Genomic DNA, 18333 nt, shown 5'->3' with positions numbered 1-18333 from the left:
GGGCTCACGGCGTACCCCCTGGGAAGACGGCCTCGACGTAGGGTGTCCGCCGCAGCAGGTCGTCGGCGGCGTCGGTGCTGAGGTCGAAGAGCGGACCGGCCACCACGGTCAGCGCCAGCCCGAGCGCCACCAGGGCGACGGTCGGCGCGATCATCAGACCGGGCAGCACGGCGCCGCTCTGGCCGGTGGTGTTCACCTGCGGCTGGATCGCACCCTCGGTGCGGGAGGCCCGGTCGGCGTCACCGGAGTCCGGCATGTCCGGGTGCGGTGCCCGCCAGAACGCGAGGTTCCAGACCCGGGCGACCGCGTAGAGGGTGAGCAGGCTGGTCACCAGACCGCCGGCGACCAGGATCCAGGCCAGCACGCCGCCGTCGGCGATACCCGCCTGCACCAGGCCGACCTTGCCGAGGAACCCGGAGAACGGTGGGATGCCGGCGAGATTCAACGCGGGCACGAAGAAGAGGATGGCCAACACCGGCGACAGTCGTGCCAGGCCGCCGAGGCGGTCCATGGCGGTGCTGCCGCCGCGACGTTCGACGAGGCCGGCGGCGAGGAACAGGGTCGTCTGGATGGTGATGTGGTGCACCACGTAGAAGATCGCCGCGGAGAGGCCCAGCGACGAGGTGAGCCCGACGCCGAACAGCATGTACCCGATGTGGCTGATCAGGGTGAACGACAACAACCGCTTGATGTCGGACTGCGCCACCGCACCGAGGATGCCGACCAGCATGGTCAACACCGCTACCACCAGGAGCAGGGTGGCCGTACGGCCACCGGGGAACAGCAGCGTCTCGGTCCGGATGATCGCGTACACACCGACCTTGGTCAGCAGGCCGGCGAAGACCGCGGTGACCGGGGCCGGGGCGGTCGGATAGCTGTCCGGCAGCCAGGCCGACAGCGGGAACACCGCCGCCTTGATGCCGAAGGCGAGCAGCAGCATGCCCTGCAACAGCAGGCGCATGTCGTCGGGCAGCGCGTCCAGCCGGTCCACGAGCTGGGCCAGGTTGAGCGTACCGGTCGAGGAGTACACCAGGCCGATGGCGACCAGGAAGATCACCGAGGAGAGCAGGCTGACCACGACGTACGTGGTGCCGGCCCGGATCCGGGTCTCGGTGCTGCCCAGGGTCAGCAGCACGTAGCTGGCGACCAGCAGGATCTCGAATCCGACGTAGAGGTTGAACAGGTCACCGGAGAGGAACGCGTTGCACACACCGGCGGTCAGCACGAGATAGGTCGGGTGGTAGACCGACAGCGGCGTCTCCTCGTTGCCGTCGGCCATACCCTGCCCGATGCTGTAGACCAGCACGCAGAGGGTGACCGAGGCGGAGACCACCAGCATCAGCGCGGCGAGCTGGTCGGCGACCAGCACGATGCCCATCGGGGCGACCCAGCCGCCGACCTCCACCACGAGCGGACCGTCGATGCTGGAGCGGACCAGCAGCATCGCGGCGACCGCGACGGTGGCGGTGAGCACGGTGAGGCTGACCCACCGCTGGGCACGTGGACGGCCCAGCAGTAGCAGCGTGATTGCCGCGCCGAGCAGCGGCATCACCACCGGCAGCGGAACGAGGTAGGTCATCCGGCCCTCCCCGCGTCGACCGAGGCGGTCCGGGACCGCTCCGTCTCGGTGTTCGCGTCGTCGTCGTCATCGTCGTCACCGGTGCCGGCGTCGGCATCGCCCGGACCCTCGTCGCGTTCCGCGAGATCCATGATCCGGCGGTCCTCGACGTCGTCCTGCACCTCGTCGTGCCCGTTGAGGTGCCAACTCCGGTAGGCCAGGGCGAGCAGGAAAGCGGTCATGCCCAGGGTGATGACGATGGCGGTGAGGATCATCGCCTGCGGCAACGGATCGCTCATCTCCTCCTGCGGGCTGTCGCCGACGATCGGCGCGGTGCCGGCGCGCCCGCCGGTGAGCAGCAGCATGTTGGCGCCGTTGCCGAGCAGGATGACGCCCATCAGCACTCGGGTCAGGCTGCGCTCCAGCAGCAACGTCACGCCCGCGGCGACGAGGACGCCCACCACGATGACGTAGGTGAGGTTGGGTGTCACACCAGCTCCTTCTCGCGGATCTCGGCGTCCTCGGTCTCGTGTTGGCGGTCCATCTCGGCACCCAGGCTGCGCAGGATGTCCAGCACCAGCCCGACGACGATCAGGAAGACACCGACGTCGAAGAAGGCCGAGGTGACGAAGTGGATGTGCCCCAGCACCGGCAGATAGAAGTCGAGCAGGGCGGTCTGGAGGAACTCCCCACCGAGCAGCATCGCGGCCACGCCCGTGCCGACCGCGACGAAGAGTCCGGCGCCGAGGACCGCACCGGCGTCGACCGGTGCCGCGCCGTTGAGCTCGGTACGCCCACCGGCCAGGTAGCGCACGGCCAGGGCGAGGCCGGCGACCAGACCGGCGGCGAAGCCGCCGCCCGGGGCGTTGTGGCCGCTGAACAGCAGGTAGATGGAGAACAGCAGGATGGCGTGGAACAGCAGTCGGGTGACCACCTGGAGGATGACCGACTGGGAACGCGCGGTGGCGCCCGTGGTCAGCCAGCGGGGCCGGGTCGACTCGGTCGGGTTCCCGCCGGGGATCTGACCGCGCCGGTCCAGGTCACGGGCATGACGGAAGATCAGGCTGGCGACGCCGGTGGCGGCCACCACGAGCACCGCGATCTCCCCCATGGTGTCCCAGGCCCGGATGTCGACCAGGGTCACGTTGACCACGTTCTTGCCGCCGCCGTAGGAGACCGCCTCGTCGGGGAAGTCCACCGAGATGGGGACTGCCTGGCGGGCGCCGGTCGCGACGTACGCCATGCCGGCGGTGACGGCACCGACGGCGATGCCGAGCACGACACGTCCCCGGCGGCTGGCCCGGATCGGCCGTTCCGAGAACTTCACCGGCAGGCGGCGCAGCACCAGCACGAACATCACGATCGTGACGGTCTCCACCAGGAACTGGGTCAACGCCAGGTCGGGCGCACCGTGCAGGACGAACAACAGCGCGATGCCGTAGCCGGCGACGCCGACCAGGATCATCGCGGTGAGCCGGCGCAGCGCGCGGGCGGCCATCACGGCGGCGACCACAACGACGGCGGCGGCGACCCCCTGCAACGGCGTGTCCCACAGGTGGAAGCGCTGCGGCCAGGGGCTCCCGGCGATCAGGGTGCCGCCGGGCAGGACGACCAGCACCACCAGGATCACGCCGAGATAGAACGGCAACGAACCACGCTGGGTGGCACCGGTCAGCTCGACCGCCAGGCGGTCGATGCCGCTGATGGCCTTCTTGTAGACGCTGGCGCCGTCGAACGGCAGGCGCAGCGTCGCGCGTACCCGCTCCCGCCGCATCAGGTGGAACAGGCCGGCGCCGGCGGCGATGGCCAGCACCGACAGACCCAGCGCCGGGGTCAGGCCGTGCCAGAGCGCCAGGTGGTAGCCGGGCTCGGCGGAGCGGTAGAGGTCGGCGTACGGGGCGAGCAGGCGGTCCACCGCCGGGGCGAACAGGCCGGCGGTGACACCGGCGACCGCCAGCACGGCGGCCGGGGCGAGCAGGGACCAGGACACCGGCGTGGACTCGGTGTCCGGGGTGTCGGGCTTGTCGGCGAAGGCACCCCACATGAACCGCAGGGTGTACGCCACGGTCAGCACCGAACCGAGGATCACCCCGGCGAGGACGACCAGGTTCGCGGTGCCGCCGTGCAGCAGCGCCTCGACCGCCGCCTCCTTGGCCACGAACCCGGCCATCGGGGGCAGGCCGGCCATCGACGCGGCCGCGAGACCGGCGACCACGGCCAGGGCGGGTGCGCGGCGCCGGAGTCCGCTGAGTTCGCGCAGGTCACGGGTGCCGGTGATGTGGTCGACGACGCCGACGGTGAGGAACAGGGTCGCTTTGAACAGGGCGTGGGCCAGCACCATCGCCACTCCGGCCAGCGCGGTGTCCCGGGTGCCGCCACCGAGGATCACCATCAGCAGGCCGAGCTGGCTGACCGTGCCGTAGGCCAGCAGCAGCTTGAGATCGGTCTGGCGCAACGCGGCCCAGCCGCCGAAGAACATCGTGAGTAGACCGGCGACCAGGAGCACCGGACGCCACGGTCCGGCCTCGGCGACCGCCGGGCCCATCAGGGCGACCAGGAACACACCGGCTTTGACCATCGCCGCGGCGTGCAGGTATGCGCTGACCGGCGTGGGTGCCGCCATCGCGCCGGGCAGCCAGAAGCTGAACGGGAAGATCGCCGACTTGCTCAGTGCGCCCAGCAGGACCAGCACCACCGCCACCGCGAGGTAGCCGCCGCCGGGCAGGTTCTCGGCGACCTCGGACCACCGGTAGGTGCCGGCGTGCTGACCGAGCATGACGAAACCGGCGAGCATCGCCAGGCCGCCCAGCGTCGTCACCAGCAACGCCTGCATGGCCGCCCGTCGGCTGGCCCGCTTGGCGGGGTCGTAGCCGATCAGCAGGTAGGAGAAGACCGTGGTCAGCTCCCAGAACACGTAGAGCAGCAGCAGGTCGTCGGAGACGACCAGGCCGAGCATCGCGCCGGCGAAGGCGACGAACACGGCGGCGAAGCGTCCCAGGCTCGGGTCGTCGGAGCGGAAGTAGCGGGCGCTGTACGCCAGCACCAACGCGCCCACCCCACCGACCAGGATGACCATCAGCCAGGACAGCGTGCCCATCCGTAGCGCGAGTTCCAGCCCCAACTGCGGTACCCAGGAGACGGTCTCCACCACCGGCTCACCGGAGCGGACCCCGCTCGTGTGAGTCAACGCCCACACCAGCGTCGCGCCAGGCACCAGTGCCACCAGGTAGAGGGCGTGCCGTCCCCAGGTCCGCACCAGCGCCGGGGCGATCACAGCTGTCAGCGCATGGACCGCCACCAGTACCAGCACACACCCTCCCCAGAGATCATTCGTCGGTGTGACGACCCTATCCGGTAAGGACCGCAATCCGCATCTGCCGTGATCCGGATCAAAGGTGTGTCACCCTGACAGACCGCCCCGGCTCGTGTGCGAGTTCACGTGCGGTTCACAACCCGACCCACGCGCGAAACCTGCGGCCCACCAGGAGATCCGATCACACCTTAACGGACGTTCAGTCTCGTCCCGCACGTCGGAGTCGCCCGTCATCGCGGTCGATACGAAGTTCTCGTTCCAGCTCGACGATGAGGGTGCGCAGGTCGTCCAGCCGTTGGCTGATCGCGATCCGGTCCAACTCGTCGGGCACCCCGTCACCGTCCTGGTCGTAGCCGGGGGCGAGCCCCTCGGTCATCTCCAACCGCCGGGCCTCCTCCATCGAGTTGACGAAGACCGCGATGAGGATGTTGAGCAGCAGGTTGACGGTGATCACCACGAAGCTCACGTAGTAGAGCACGGTCCACGGCGAGAACTCCATGCCCTGCTCGATCAGGTCCGGCAGCGTCTCCAGGGAGAGCAAGACGAACAGTGTCAACAACGACCGCCCGATGTCCCCGTATTCCTCCGGGTAGGCGTCCTTGAAGATCAACCATCCGGCCATGCCGTACACATAGAGCGTCACCATCGCCAGCGCGAGGAACCCGCCGATACCGGGCAGGCTGCGCCACAACGCCGCGACGATCATGCGCAGGCCGGGCGAGAACCGCACCAGCCGCACCATCCGCAACACGCGGACGACCCGCAACAGCGCCGAGTCGCCATGCAGGCCCGGGACGAAGATCGCCGCGATCACCAGGAAGTCGAAGACGTTCCAGCCGTGCCGGAAGAAGTCCTGCGGGCGGCGACCGTAGGCCAGCAGCCGGATGGCGATCTCGACCACGAAGACCGTCCGGAAGAACCACTCGACGCCGTGCAGCGCGGTGCCCGCCGTGCCGAGATCGGGATAGGTCTCCAGACCGAGCACCACCCCGTTGGCGAGGATCACCGCGACGATGGTGACCTCGAACGACCGCGAGGCGGCGATCTCGTGGCAGGCGCGGGCGAGCCGGGACTCGGGCGGCAGCTCCACCGGCCCACCCCGCTGGACCGGCACACGCGTGACAATCACCCGACAACCGACCCCGACGGGAGGTCTGGGACCGGCGCGTCCGGCCACCGTGCGTCACGGTGGCATCGACGTACAGCAGTCATGGCCCACAGCGTACGGGACGCCGTGGGCCAGACTGCCCGGCCTCCGCGGAGCCCGTCCACTCCGGACGGGCCGTCGCCGGTCCGGGAGCTACGCCACCGGGACCCGGTCCAGGAACCCCAGCACCTGGGTCAGTCGGCCGTCGTCGTCGACGGTCGCCACGTCGAATCCGGCGATCGGCGCCTCGACACCCTCAGGGCCGAGTTCCCAGGTGAAGCGGACCTGCTGGTGGTGGCCGTCGACCGGACCCACCGCACGGAACGTCATCCCGGGGAACCGGTCCTGCACCGCCGAGATCGTCGCGTCGACGGCGTCGCGCCCCTCAGCGACCACCAGCGGGTCGACGTAACGCCCCTCGGCGGCGAACAGGTCGTCGATCTCCCGGCGTCGCCGCGCCGGGTCGGTCTCGTTCCAGATCGCCAGGTACCGCTCGACCAGCTCGTCGAACTCGACAGCCATCCCCGTCTCCTCGTCGCCACATACGGCCCGGCTCTCGGTGCCGGGACCGATGTTTCCCGGCCGCCGTGCATGGTGTCGATTACCTCGTGGGTAATGGTTCGGGCGACCAGCCCTCACTAGGGTCGGCGGGGTGACCACTGTGACCTCGCCGAGCCGTCCGGTCGGCACGCTGCTGCGCTACTGGCGGCGGGTACGCGGGCTGAGCCAGCTCGACCTGTCGATCGAGGCGGGCGTCTCGACCCGGCACCTGAGCTTCGTGGAGACCGGCCGCTCCCGGCCGAGCCGGGAGTTGCTCATGCGGCTCGGCGAACAACTCGACCTGCCGCTGGCCGCCCGCAACGTGATGCTGCTGGCCGGCGGGTACGCGCCCGCCTTCCCCGCGCACGACCTGGCCGACCCGGAGTTGGCCCCGGTCCGCACCGCCGTCCGCCGGATCCTCGACGGGCACCACCCGTACCCGGCCGTGCTCGTCGACCGGCACTGGCACCTCCTCGAGGCCAACCCCACGATCGACCTGTTCACCGCCGACGCCCATCCCGACCTGCTCACCCCGCCGGTCAACGTGTTGCGGCTCAGCCTGCACCCCGACGGCATGGCACCGCGCATCCTCAACCTCGCGCAGTGGCGCGCCCATCTGCTCCGGCGACTGCGTCACCAGGCCCAGACGACCAGCGACCCGGTGCTGACCGCGCTGCACGACGAGCTGCGCGGCTACCCCGGCGGCGAGGGACCCGCCGAGCCGGTCGGTGACCTCGCCGCACGGGTCGCCGTCCCGCTGCGTTTCCGGCACGACGACGGCGAACTCTCCTTCTTCAGCACCACCACGCTCTTCGGCACGCCGCTGGACGTGACGGTCTCCGGGCTGGCCGTGGAGGCGTTCTTCCCCGCCGACCCGGCCACCGCCGAGGCGCTGCGCGACCTCGCCCCGCTCAGTCCGCCGACGAGCGCGTGACCGGCAGGTCGAAGTAGGTGTCCGGCCAGGGCTCGTCGCGGTAGCGGAAGTGCCACCACTCCCGGTCGTAACCGACGAAACCGCCGTCGGTCATCAGGTCCCGCAACAACCGCCGGTTCGCCTGTGCGGTGGCGCCGACCGCCGTCGAGTCGGTGTGCGACAGCGGGTCGAAGCAGTCGAAGCCGGTCCCCATGTCCACGCTGCCGTCGGTGGAAAGCCGGCCGTACGGGTCGGTGCAGGCGGCCGGGGGCCGACCCGGGACGGGCCCGGACCGCTCGGGCGGCGGCTCCTCGACCAGCGTGAGGTCGACCGTGCTGCCCCGGCTGTGCGACGTGGGGGCACCGAGGTAGCCCCGGTCGAACAGCGCGGACTTGGCCACCCGGGGATAGAACTCCGCCTTGGTCTCCTGCCGCCCCGGGTCGGCGCCCCAGGCCACGAAGTCGTTCACGGCACGCTGCGGGCGGTAGCAGTCGTACACCTTGAGGCGGTGACCGGTGGCCAGGGCGGCGTCCTGCACCCGGCGCAACGCCCGCGCGGCCGCCGCGGTGAGCAGGCAGAGCGGCTCCTGGTAACCGTCGACCGGGCGACCGACGAAGTTGTGCGCGGTGGCGTAGCGGATGTCGGTGAGGATGCGTCCGTCCAGGTCGGACAGGACCACCAGGCCCGGCCGGGCCGGTGCCGACGCCGGCGGTGGCGTGCGGGACGGCTCGGGCGTCGGCGCGTTCCGCCCGCACCCGCCCAGCCCCGCGACCAGTCCCACCACGGCCGTCGGGACGACCGCCCACCGACCGAGCCGGCACCGGGCCGGACCGGTCGCCCGGTGTGTTGTCGACGCGGACCGGGCGGGTTCAGCGGGCCGGGCGGCCACGGTGGGCGGCACGGCGGCGATGCCGGGTGACGAGCGCGCCGGCCAGCAGCGTCACGCCGACGGCGAGCACGACCAGCGAGGCCCACCGCAGCGGGGCGCCGAGCGTCCGCGGTGCGGGCTCCGCCGCGGCCCCGCCGGGCAGCGCCTGCGGCGGCACCGAGGCCGACGGTACGGCGGACGTGGCGGTGCCCGGACTCACCAGCACCCCGACCGAGGTGTCCCGGGGCAGCGCGAACCCCCAGTCGAGCAGCGCGGCACCCTGCTCCCAGCCCCGCTTGTCGACGACGTCCGCGCCGAGCAGGGTGACCACCAGTCGACGCCCGCCCCGCTCGGCCGCGCCCACGTAGGTGTGCCGGGCCAGGTCGGTGTAGCCGGTCTTGCCGCCCAGCGCACCCGGATAGTGGTAGAGCAACTGGTTGTCGTTGTCGATGGCGAAGCCCTTCGTGCCCTGCGCCGGCTGGGGCGGGATGTTCGCCTCCCGGGTGGCCGCGTACCGCCGGAACTGTTCGTCGGCGAAGCAGGCGCGGGCGATCAGCGCCAGGTCGTACGCGCTGGTGAACTGCCCCGGACCGTCCAGCCCGGACGGGGTCACTGCGTGCGTCTGGTACGCGCCGAGTGCCCGGGCCCGCTCGTTCATCGCGCGCAGCCCGCCCGCCATGCCGTCCGGCCCACCACCGGCCCGCGCCAGCGCGTTCGCCACCTCGTTGCCGGACCGCAGCAGCAGACCGAGCCAGAGCGTCTCCACCCGGTACCGGCCGCCCTCCACCAGCCCCACGGCCGAACTGCCGGGTTCGATGTCGAGGTCCCCGGCGGTGATGGTGACCATGTCGTACGGGTCGAGTCGGGGCAGCATGGTCGCGGCCAGCAGCAGTTTCTGCACGCTGGCCGGGGTGGCGTACTCGTGCGGGCCACAGCCGCCCAGCACCGCACCGGTGTCCAGGTCGGCCACCAGCCACGAGGTGGCGGCCACCTCGGGCGGCCGGGGCACCGTCGTCGGCACGACCAGTCCCTGGGTGGCCAGCCGCGCGCCGCCCACCGCCCGCTGCACCGGGTCCGGTGACGGCGTGACCGGCTGCGACGGCCCGGGAGCCGGCGGTGCCGGACGTGGACACGGCACGGGTGCCGCCACCGCCACGGTCGCCGGCAGCGGTGTGGTCATGAGCGCCGTCGCCACCGCGACGACCAGGGCTCGGACTCTCACATCCAGCGACACTATCGGGTGATTACCGACTGGTCCGGCAAATCGACCATCGCACACGCGGTCGGCGCGTCCGCCGGCCGGCGGGTGGTGCGGATCGTCGGGTCAGTCGCGGGTGCGACCGGAGGCGCGGATCCGGCGGGCGGCGACCACCGCCAGGGCGATCGCGGCCGCGCCGACCGCCAGCGCTACGACCGTGCCCGCGCCCGGGCGGTCGTCGACGGTGGCCGAGGTCGTGGTGCTCACCGGCGGCGCCTCGGCCGGCGCGGGCAGGGCCGGCGGAGGCGGTACGGGCGTTCGTGCGGCGTCCCACTCCCCCGGCTCCACCAGCCGACCCACGCCGGCCTCCCGGGGCAGCCGGAAACCCCAGTCGAGCAGGGCGGCACCCTGCTCCCAGCCGCGCTGCGGTCGGGGCTCGGCACCGAGCAGCGTGACCACCAACCGGCGACCGTCGCGCTCGGCGGCGCCGACGTAGGTGTGCCGTGCGTAGTCGGTGAAGCCGGTCTTGCCGCCCAGCGCACCCGGATAGCGGTGCACGAGCTGGTTCTCGTTCTGGATCTGGAAACCCCTGGCGCCCAGCCCCCGCTGGGCCGGGATCCGGGTGCGTTCGGTGAGCGCGTACCGGCGGAACGTCGGGTCGGCGAAGCAGGCCCGGGCGATCAGCGCCAGATCGTACGCGCTGGTGAACTGCCCCGGACCGTCCAACCCGGACGGCGTGACCGCGTGCGTCTGCAACGCGCCGAGGTGCCGGGCGTACTCGTTCATCGCCCGCACCCCGCCCGCCGCACCGTCCGGGCCACCGCCGAGGCGGGCCAGCGCGTTGGCCGCCTCGTTGCCGGACTGCAACAGCAGACCGAGCCAGAGCGTCTCCACCCGGTACCGGCCACCGGGCAGCAGCCCGACCGCCGAGGAGCCGGGCGCGATGTCCAGGTCCTCCCGGGTCACCCTGATCACCTGCTCCGGATCGAGTCGGGGCAGCATGGTCGCGGCGAGCAGCAGTTTCTGCACGCTGGCCGGGGTGGCGTACTCGTGCGGGCCACAGCCACCGAGCACGGTGCCGGTGTCCAGATCGGCCACCAGCCACGAGGTCGCGGTCACCCTCGGCGGGGACGGTACGCCCGGCGGCACGACGAGTCCCGAGGTCGCCAGCGGCTCCCCGCCGACCACCCGGTGCTCCGGGTCCGAGGGTGGCGGGGTCGGCCGGGGCGAGCGGGTCACCTTCGGCGCGACGGCCTTCGGGCAGGGCACCACAGCAGTCGGCGTGGCGGCCGGCGCAGCAGGCGGCGGCGACACGGCGGCGACACGGTCGGTGATCGCAGCCGCACCGGCAGTCGCGGGGATCGCCACGATCGCGAGGACGACGACGGCGACGGAGAAGGCCCGGACGCTCATGAAGACGCAGACTAACGGCACGATCGGCGGCCGCACCCGATCGGTCGGACCGCCGACTCGACGCGATGGTGCCGATCTTCCACACGCACCGGTTGAACCGATCCCGCGCGCCCCCCGTATCCACAGCCGAACACACCACAACGTTCGGACCTGCGGCGGGAGCGCTCCCGAAGCGCGTCCGACGGTCACCCCGGGACAGGCTCCGGCATGCGGAACGGCCGCCGCTGTCGAGGCTCCCGGGCTTCCCACGGCGCTTCAGCCGGCGGCCGCCGACGCGGTCGGCCCGCCCGGCGGTCATTCATGAGGAGAGAATCATGGTCAGGCGTACCCAGAAGCAGCGGAAGCAAGCCGCCCTGAAAGTCGGCGGCGTCGGCATCCTCGCGGTCGCGCTGCTCGGCGCGGGCTTGACGCTGGCCTCCGCCGACGACAGCGCCGGGGCGGCGCAGACGGCGAACTGCCCGACGGTCCGGGACAAGCTCTCCGGCGTACCCGCCGCCGCCGTCGCCGGCGTCGAGCAGGAACTGGCCAACCTCGACAAGCAGATCGAGGAGGCCAACGCCCGCCTCGCCGCCCAGGCCGCCAACCCCCAGGGCGGCGCCAACTTCGTTCAGCTCGCCATCCTCGGCCCACTGGCCAGCAAGCGCACCGCCGCCCTCGACCGCATCGGCATCAACATCAACCGGGCCGGTGGCCAGCGCCCCGACCTGGCCAGCCTCGCGAACTGCGGACTGAACGCCGCAGGCACCCCCAGCGCCGTCAACGGCGGCGCGGGCAACGGCAACATCGGTGCCGGGAACGCGAACAACGGCGGCAACACCGGCAATGCCGGAGCCGGAGCGGCGCAGACGGCGAACTGCCCGACCGTCCGGGACAAGCTCTCCGGCGTACCCGCCGCCGCCGTCGCCGGCGTCGAGCAGGAACTGGCCAACCTCGACAAGCAGATCGAGGAGGCCAACGCCCGCCTCGCCGCCCAGGCCGCCAACCCCCAGGGCGGCGCCAACTTCGTTCAGCTCGCCATCCTCGGCCCACTGGCCAGCAAGCGCACCGCCGCCCTCGACCGCATCGGCATCAACATCAACCGGGCCGGTGGCCAGCGCCCGAACCTCGCCAGCCTCGCCACCTGCGGACTGAACACCCCGGGTACCCCCAGCGCGGTCAACGGCAACAGCGGCAACGCGGGTAACGGGAACGCCGGGAACAACGGCAACGCCGGGAACGGCAACGCGGGCAACAACGGCAACGCCGGGGCCGGCGTGGCGCAGCGGGTGAACTGCCCGAGTGTCGCCGACCGCCTGCCGGCCGTACCCGCTCAGGCCGCCGCCGAGGTGCAGCGCGAGCTGGCCAACCTGGACAACCAGATCGCGGACGCCAACGCCCGTCTCGCCCAGCTCGCGGTACGCCCGGAGGGTGGAGCGAACTTCGTGCAGAACACGGTCGTCGGCCCGCTGAAGGACCGGCGTGTCGCCGCCCTGAACCGGATCGCCACCGCGATCGGCCGGGTCGACGGCAACCGGCCCGCCGAGCTGGTCAACCTGGCACCCTGCTCGGTCAGCTGACCTGACGGAACACCACGGATGGTGGGCGATGGCTGCAGCCATCGCCCACCATCTCTTTTTGCGGCATCTCTCACAACTGGTTGACCCCTCAGTCACCAAGCGACTACAAAACGTTACAGAGCGGGGCCGGAGCCGCCGGCCGCGGTCGGAGGGGTGACCGTGGGTCTGATCTCGTACGACGACGCCGAGGCGGCCGCGTTCGCCGCCACCCGCGAGCTGGCACCCGCCGGCCTGACCCACTGGCGACACGCCGTCCGGGAGCACCTGCGACCACACCCCGGGTCGACGCTGCTGGACCTCGGCGCCGGTACGGGAGCCTGGGCCACCACCTTCGCCGGCTGGTACGGCGTACGCGTGCTGGCGGTGGAGCCGGCCCCGGCGATGCGTGACCGGTGCCCGCACCGGCCGATGCTCGCCGGTGAGGCGACCGCGCTCCCGCTGGCCGCATCCAGTGTGGATGGTGCCTGGCTCTCGACGATGCTGCACCACGTACCCGATCTCGACGCCGTGGCCCGGCAGTTGCGCCGGGTGCTGCGTCCGGGCGCTCCGGTGCTGATCCGTTCCCCCTTCCCGGGACGGCACCAGCTCGTCGCCCTCTTCGAGTGGTTCCCGGAGGCGATCCGGGTGCTCGACCAGTTCCCCAGCCTGTCCCGGGTGCGCTCCGCGTTCGCCGCGGCGGGGTTCCCGGTGAGCAGCGTCGAGCCGGTCGCCCAGACCGTGGCCACCTCGCTGGCCGAGTACGCCGACCGGATCGACCGCCGCGCGCACACCCCCCTGCACCTGATCACCGAATCCGAGTTCCGGGCCGGCATGGCCCGGCTACGCCAGGCGGTCCGGGGCAGTGCCCCGGCACCGGTGGTCGACCACCTCGACCTGCTGGTGCTGCGCTGATCCGACCGGAGCGCGGATCAGCACAGGCCGAGGTGCCGCAGGTAGTCGTGCAGCGCGGCGGAGCCGGCCAACCGACGCAGGCTGCGTCGGTGCAGGTCCTGTTCCCGCCGGGCGAGTTCCGCGCGGACCCGCAGCGGGCTGCCGGTGCTCCTCAGCTCGTCCAGCACCGCCGTGATGATCTCGAACGGGTAGGCACCCCGGCGCAGCAGCGCCACCACCTGGGCCGCGCGCAGCTCGGCCTCGTCGTAGCGCCGGTAGCCGGTGCCCGGCTCGCGGCCCGGCCGGAGCAGACCACGCGCCTCCCAGGCCCGTAGCTGCGAGGTGCGGACACCCACCAAGTCGGCGACCGCGCCGACCCGGGCGGCCCGACGGGGCACCGGGACCGGCGGGGCGGAGGCGCTCACCACCGTCTCGAAGGCGCCGAGCACCCGACGGATCTCGGCACGTTCCCGGTCCAGTTCGGCGTGCCCGGCGTCCAGCGCGGCCAGCACCGTCGGCAGGTCACCCACGTGCGCCGCCGCCATGATCTGGCGGGTACGCGCCCAGCCGTGCCCGTCCGCGACCGTCCGCGCCACGGTCAGCGCCCGCTGGTGCGCCGCAGTGAAGATCCGGTAGCCGCTCGGTGTGCGCTCCACCGGCGGCAGCACCCCGAGATCGACGTAGTTGCGCACCTGCTGCACGGAGATGCCGACCGCTGCGGCGAGGTCGACCGCGCGCAGTCGCCCGGTCGTCCGTCGTCCCGCCACCGGTTCACCCTAGCGCCTCACGGTTGTTTGAGACTTTACGGCACCTTTCGCCGCTCGTAGGCGCTCACCGTCGACGAAAGTCTCCACGGGCAGGTCCATGAGACACTTGAACCTGGCCAGGCCATCCCAGCTCCTTCTTTCCGGGGCGGGAGTCCGTCCACGATCTCGCGAAGGGTTCGCATGCAGCAGCCAGCACGGTCCGCCGCCGACAGTCACGACGTGATCGAGGTACGCGGAGCACGGGAGAACAACCTCGACTCCGTCTCGGTCGACATCCCGAAGCGTCGCCTGACCGTCTTCACCGGCGTCTCCGGATCCGGTAAGTCGTCGCTGGTCTTCGGCACCATCGCCGCCGAGTCACAACGAATGATCAACGAGACCTACAGCGCGTTCCTCCAGTCGTTCATGCCCAACCTCTCCCGGCCGGACGTGGACTCGCTGCGCAACCTCACCCCGGCGATCGTGGTCGACCAGGAGCGGATGGGCGCCAACTCCCGCTCCACCGTCGGCACCGCCACCGACGCGTACGCGATGCTGCGCATCGTGTTCAGCCGGCTCGGCACCCCGCAGGTCGGTGGCGCCGGAGCGTTCAGCTTCAACCTCGCCGAGGGCATGTGCCCCGCCTGTGAGGGCCTGGGCCGCGTCTCCGACCTCGACGTCAACGAACTCGTGGACGTGGAGAAGTCCCTCAACGACGGCGCGGTCACCGTGCCGAACTTCGCGGTCGACACCTGGTACTGGCAGACCATCGTCGGCTCCGGTCTCTTCGACCCGGACGTCAAGCTCCAGGACTTCACCCCGCAGCAGTGGGAGGACCTGCTCCGCAAACCGGCCACGAAGATCAAGGTGGGCGGCACGAACCTCACGTACGAGGGTCTGATCGTCAAGGTGCGCCGGCTCTACCTGGCCAAGGACCGGGAGTCGATGCAGCCGCACATCCGCGCCTTCGTCGACCGGGCGGTCACCTTCACCACCTGTACCGACTGCGACGGCACCCGGCTCAACGCCGCCGCGCTCTCCTCCCGCGTCGCCGGACGCAACATCGCCGAGTGCGCCGCCATGCAGATCAGCGACCTCGCCGCGTTCGTCCGGGGCATCGAGGACTCCTCGGTCGCCCCGTTGACCGGGAACCTGCGGGAACTGCTGGACTCGCTGGTCGAGATCGGTCTGGGCTACCTCAGCCTCGACCGCGAGTCGGCCACCCTCTCCGGCGGTGAGGCGCAACGGGTCAAGATGGTCCGGCACCTCGGGTCCAGCCTCTCCGACATCACGTACGTCTTCGACGAACCCACCGTCGGCCTGCACCCGCACGACATCGCCCGGATGAACGACCTGCTGCTGCGACTCCGGAACAAGGGCAACACGGTCCTCGTCGTCGAGCACAAGCCGGAGACCATCGCGATCGCCGATCACGTGATCGACCTCGGTCCCGGGGCGGGCACCGGCGGCGGCCGGATCTGCTACACCGGCGACGTGGCCGGGCTGCGCCGCTCCGACACCCGCACCGGCCGGCACCTCGACCACCGGGTACGCCTGCGCGAACAGGTCCGTACCCCCAGCGGACAGCTGGCCATCCGCCACGCCGACCTGCACAACCTGCGCGACGTCAGCGTGGACGTCCCGCTCGGCGTGCTGACCGTCGTGACCGGGGTGGCCGGCTCGGGCAAGAGTTCCCTGGTGCACGGCTCGCTGCACCGCCGCGACGGGGTGGTCGTGGTCGACCAGGCACCGATCCGGGGCTCGCGGCGCAGCAACCCGGCCACGTACACCGGCCTACTCGACCCGGTCCGCACCGCGTTCGCCAAGGCCAACGGGGTGAAGGCGGCGCTGTTCAGTGCCAACTCCGAGGGCGCCTGCCCGACCTGCAAGGGCATCGGGCTGGTCTACACCGACCTGGCGATGATGGCGGGCGTCGCCTCGGTCTGCGAACGGTGCGAGGGTCGGCGCTTCACCGACGAGGTTCTGACCTACCGGCTGCGCGGTCGCACCATCAGCGAGGTGCTCGGCATGTCGGTCAGCGAGGCGCAGGACTTCTTCCCCGGCGGTGCCGCCCGGGTGGTCCTGGACCGGCTCGCCGACGTGGGGCTGAGCTACCTCACCCTGGGCCAGCCGCTGACCACCCTCTCCGGCGGCGAACGGCAGCGGCTCAAGCTGGCCATCCACATGGCCGAGAAGGCCGGCACGTACGTGTTGGACGAGCCGACCACGGGCCTGCACCTGGCCGACGTGGACCAGTTGCTGGCGCTGCTCGACCGGCTGGTGGACGCCGGCAACACGGTCATCGTCATCGAGCACCACCAGGCGGTGATGGCGCACGCGGACTGGCTGATCGACCTGGGGCCGGGCGCCGGTCACGACGGCGGACGGGTCGTGTTCACCGGCACCCCCGCCGACCTGGTCGCACACGGCGACACCCTCACCGCCCGGCACCTGCGCGAGTACGTGGCCCGCTGACGGACGTGCCCCGCCCGGCACCGTCGCATCGCGCGGGTGCCGGGCGGGGCACCCCGATCAGGGTCGTCGGCGGAGTGTCAGGTCAGACGACGCAGCCAGCGACGTTGCCAGGGAGTCTCGACCGCGCGGGGCCGGTAGGCCGCCCGGACCCAGTCCACCGCCTGCTCGGCGGGCAACCCGTCGAGGATCGCCAACGCGGCCAACGCGGTGCCGGTCCGACCCGTACCACCCCGGCAGGCCACCTCCACCCGCTCGCCCGCGTATCCCCGGCGCAATGCCTCCCGCAGGGCCTCCAGGGCGTCGGCGCGGTCCACCGGTATCCAGAAGTCGGGCCAGCGCACCCGGCGGTGCGCCCATGCGGGCGTCGGGCCGGGAGCCAGCAGCAGGCTGAAGTCGGCCGGGGTGGCCGGGTCGGCGATGCGTCGCCCCCGCACCCGTACGCCGCCGGGCAGCGTGACCACCCCGGTCTGCGCGGCCCAGTCCTGCGGCTCGGCGCTCACCACCGGTGTCCCGACTGGTCCGGACGCCCCTGGTCCGGCACGGGCCGGTCGTCAGCCCAGGTGCGCTGGTCGGTCCCGGGCCGGTCGTCTGCCCACCCGGGGTGCTGGTCCGCCATGGGCCGATTATCTCCCCAGGCGTGGTGCTGGTCCATCACCGGCTGGTTCTCGGCCCACCCACGCTGCTCTGCCACCGGCCGGTCCCCCCAGACACTGTGCTGGTCCGCCGCAGGCCGGTTGTCGGCCCACCCACGCTGGTCCGCCACCGGCCGGTCCTCCGCCCAACCCGGCTGGTCGGCCACGGCCGGGTTGTCGGCCCACCCACGCCGGTCCGCCACGGGCCCGTCGTCCGGCCGGACGCGCTGGTCGGTCACGGGCCGGTCGTCAGCCCAGGCGCTGCGGTAGATGGTGCCCCGTCCCTCCGGGTCGGGGGTCCCGGTCGGCGCGGTCTCGGCCACCGCGGACGCGGTGTCGTTGGCGCGGAGCCCGCCGGTCCGCCGGGAGCGCCGCAACCGGGTGACCACGAACCACACCAGCCCGACGAGGCAGGCCACGATGACCACTTTCTGGAGGATGCCGGCGTACCCCTCGACCAGGTGCCAGTTGTCGCCGAGCAGGTAACCGGCCATCACGAACGTGGTGTTCCAGATCAGGCTGCCGAGCGTGGTGTAGAGCGTGAAGGTGAGCAGCGGCATCCGTTCCACGCCCGCCGGAATGGAGATCATGCTGCGGAAGATCGGGATCATGCGGCCGAAGAAGACGGCCTTGACGCCGTGCCGGAGGAACCACTCCTCGGTCCGGTCGACGTCGCTGAGCTTGACCAGCGGCAGCTTGGCCGCGATCGCCCGGGTCCGCTCCCGCCCCAGCGCCGCACCGATCCAGTAGAGCGCCAGGGCACCGACCACCGAGCCGAGCGTGGTCCAGAAGATCGCCGCGACCAGGCTCATCCGGCCCTGTGCGGCGGCGAAGCCGGCGAGCGGCAGGATCACTTCGCTGGGGATGGGCGGGAAGAGGTTCTCCAACGCCACGGCCAGCCCCGCCCCCGGGGCACCGAGTCGCTCCATCAGGTCGGTGACCAGGCCGACCAGGCCGTCCTCGGGTGGTGCGGACTGGCCGACGACGTCGGCGGCAGACGGAGCATGCGGGGCATGAATCATGGCCCACACGCTACGAACTCACGCGGGGAATCGCACAATCACCCGTCGATCCAGGACCGAGCGACCTCGGAGAGCGATCGGC

The 18333-nt window shown here is 71.8% G+C and carries 14 protein-coding genes and 1 pseudogene; 4 read left to right on the top strand and 11 right to left on the bottom strand.

Translation table 11 applies throughout. From position 1 onward, the window contains the following. Nucleotides 1–4: 4 nt before the first annotated feature. The 5 genes from ACFYTT_RS04575 to ACFYTT_RS04555 form a co-directional block, all read right to left on the bottom strand. Nucleotides 5–1579 (bottom strand): Na+/H+ antiporter subunit D, encoded by a 1575-nt coding sequence (locus ACFYTT_RS04575; protein ID WP_176094069.1) that lies wholly within the window; start codon nt 1577–1579, stop codon nt 5–7. Then, complete coding sequence (locus ACFYTT_RS04570; protein WP_131053580.1) at nt 1576–2049, bottom strand: Na(+)/H(+) antiporter subunit C; 474 nt, start codon at nt 2047–2049, stop codon at nt 1576–1578. Before ACFYTT_RS04570 ends, ACFYTT_RS04575 begins: the two co-directional genes overlap by 4 nt. Next, complete coding sequence (locus ACFYTT_RS04565; protein ID WP_176094068.1) at nt 2046–4868, bottom strand: Na+/H+ antiporter subunit A; 2823 nt, start codon at nt 4866–4868, stop codon at nt 2046–2048. Before ACFYTT_RS04565 ends, ACFYTT_RS04570 begins: the two co-directional genes overlap by 4 nt. A gap of 202 nt (nt 4869–5070) precedes the next feature. Further along, a complete protein-coding gene (locus ACFYTT_RS04560) occupies nt 5071–6000 on the bottom strand; it encodes an ion transporter (RefSeq protein WP_254876864.1) in 930 nt (309 codons plus the stop codon). 171 nt (nt 6001–6171) lie between these two features. Continuing rightward, nucleotides 6172–6540, bottom strand: coding sequence for a nuclear transport factor 2 family protein (locus tag ACFYTT_RS04555; protein WP_387257732.1), 369 nt, complete (start codon nt 6538–6540; stop codon nt 6172–6174). 130 nt (nt 6541–6670) lie between these two features. Between ACFYTT_RS04555 and ACFYTT_RS04550 the strand changes: the two genes are divergently transcribed. Continuing rightward, complete coding sequence (locus ACFYTT_RS04550) at nt 6671–7492, top strand: helix-turn-helix domain-containing protein (protein WP_387257731.1); 822 nt, start codon at nt 6671–6673, stop codon at nt 7490–7492. Here the strand turns inward: ACFYTT_RS04550 and ACFYTT_RS04545 are convergent. From ACFYTT_RS04545 to ACFYTT_RS04535, 3 genes are all read right to left on the bottom strand, one after another. Beyond that, a complete protein-coding gene (locus tag ACFYTT_RS04545; RefSeq protein WP_357213689.1) occupies nt 7470–8252 on the bottom strand; it encodes a M15 family metallopeptidase in 783 nt (260 codons plus the stop codon). The two genes, ACFYTT_RS04550 and ACFYTT_RS04545, sit on opposite strands and share 23 nt — an antisense overlap. 88 nt (nt 8253–8340) lie before the next feature. Next, nucleotides 8341–9561, bottom strand: coding sequence for a D-alanyl-D-alanine carboxypeptidase family protein (locus tag ACFYTT_RS04540; RefSeq protein WP_387257729.1), 1221 nt, complete (start codon nt 9559–9561; stop codon nt 8341–8343). Between the two features lie 102 nt (nt 9562–9663). Next, nucleotides 9664–10950 (bottom strand): D-alanyl-D-alanine carboxypeptidase family protein, encoded by a 1287-nt coding sequence (locus ACFYTT_RS04535; RefSeq protein ID WP_387257727.1) that lies wholly within the window; start codon nt 10948–10950, stop codon nt 9664–9666. 314 nt (nt 10951–11264) lie between these two features. Here ACFYTT_RS04535 and ACFYTT_RS04530 point away from each other — a divergent pair, with 314 nt between their 5' ends. Beyond that, nucleotides 11265–12506: a hypothetical protein gene (locus ACFYTT_RS04530; RefSeq protein WP_387257726.1), complete on the top strand. Its 1242-nt coding sequence runs from the start codon at nt 11265–11267 to the stop codon at nt 12504–12506. Between the two features lie 159 nt (nt 12507–12665). Continuing rightward, complete coding sequence (locus ACFYTT_RS04525; protein WP_131054941.1) at nt 12666–13397, top strand: class I SAM-dependent methyltransferase; 732 nt, start codon at nt 12666–12668, stop codon at nt 13395–13397. 17 nt (nt 13398–13414) lie between these two features. On the opposite strand, the gene ACFYTT_RS04520 is transcribed toward ACFYTT_RS04525, so the two are convergent. Continuing rightward, nucleotides 13415–14143, bottom strand: a complete 729-nt coding sequence (locus ACFYTT_RS04520; protein WP_131054942.1) for a MerR family DNA-binding transcriptional regulator — start codon at nt 14141–14143, stop codon at nt 13415–13417. Between the two features lie 180 nt (nt 14144–14323). Between ACFYTT_RS04520 and ACFYTT_RS04515 the strand changes: the two genes are divergently transcribed. Then, entirely contained in the window at nt 14324–16597 is a 2274-nt protein-coding gene (locus ACFYTT_RS04515) for an ATP-binding cassette domain-containing protein (protein WP_387257723.1), read from the top strand. Nucleotides 16598–16674: 77 nt separating this feature from the next. On the opposite strand, the gene ACFYTT_RS04510 is transcribed toward ACFYTT_RS04515, so the two are convergent. Together ACFYTT_RS04510 and ACFYTT_RS04505 are read right to left on the bottom strand one after the other, a co-directional pair. Next, nucleotides 16675–17097 carry a protein-tyrosine phosphatase family protein gene (locus tag ACFYTT_RS04510; protein WP_131054944.1) on the bottom strand — a complete coding sequence of 141 codons (423 nt, stop codon included), beginning with the start codon at nt 17095–17097 and terminating at the stop codon, nt 16675–16677. A gap of 368 nt (nt 17098–17465) precedes the next feature. Next, nucleotides 17466–18251: pseudogene (locus ACFYTT_RS04505) on the bottom strand (DedA family protein); the annotation flags it as partial. Nucleotides 18252–18333: the final 82 nt, after the last annotated feature.

This window comes from Micromonospora sp. NPDC003816, assembly GCF_042874705.1.
In the GTDB taxonomy this organism is placed as follows: domain Bacteria; phylum Actinomycetota; class Actinomycetes; order Mycobacteriales; family Micromonosporaceae; genus Micromonospora.
Note: the sequence above shows the minus strand (reverse complement) of the source record. Positions and strands in the feature narration are given on the sequence as shown.

Coding starts and splice junctions, on each gene's coding strand:
- ACFYTT_RS04575 (WP_176094069.1), bottom strand. CDS start 1,579: ATGACCTACCTCGTTCCGCTGCCGGTGGTGATGCCGCTGCTCGGCGCG.
- ACFYTT_RS04555 (WP_387257732.1), bottom strand. CDS start 6,540: ATGGCTGTCGAGTTCGACGAGCTGGTCGAGCGGTACCTGGCGATCTGG.
- ACFYTT_RS04535 (WP_387257727.1), bottom strand. CDS start 10,950: ATGAGCGTCCGGGCCTTCTCCGTCGCCGTCGTCGTCCTCGCGATCGTG.
- ACFYTT_RS04530 (WP_387257726.1), top strand. CDS start 11,265: ATGGTCAGGCGTACCCAGAAGCAGCGGAAGCAAGCCGCCCTGAAAGTC.
- ACFYTT_RS04515 (WP_387257723.1), top strand. CDS start 14,324: ATGCAGCAGCCAGCACGGTCCGCCGCCGACAGTCACGACGTGATCGAG.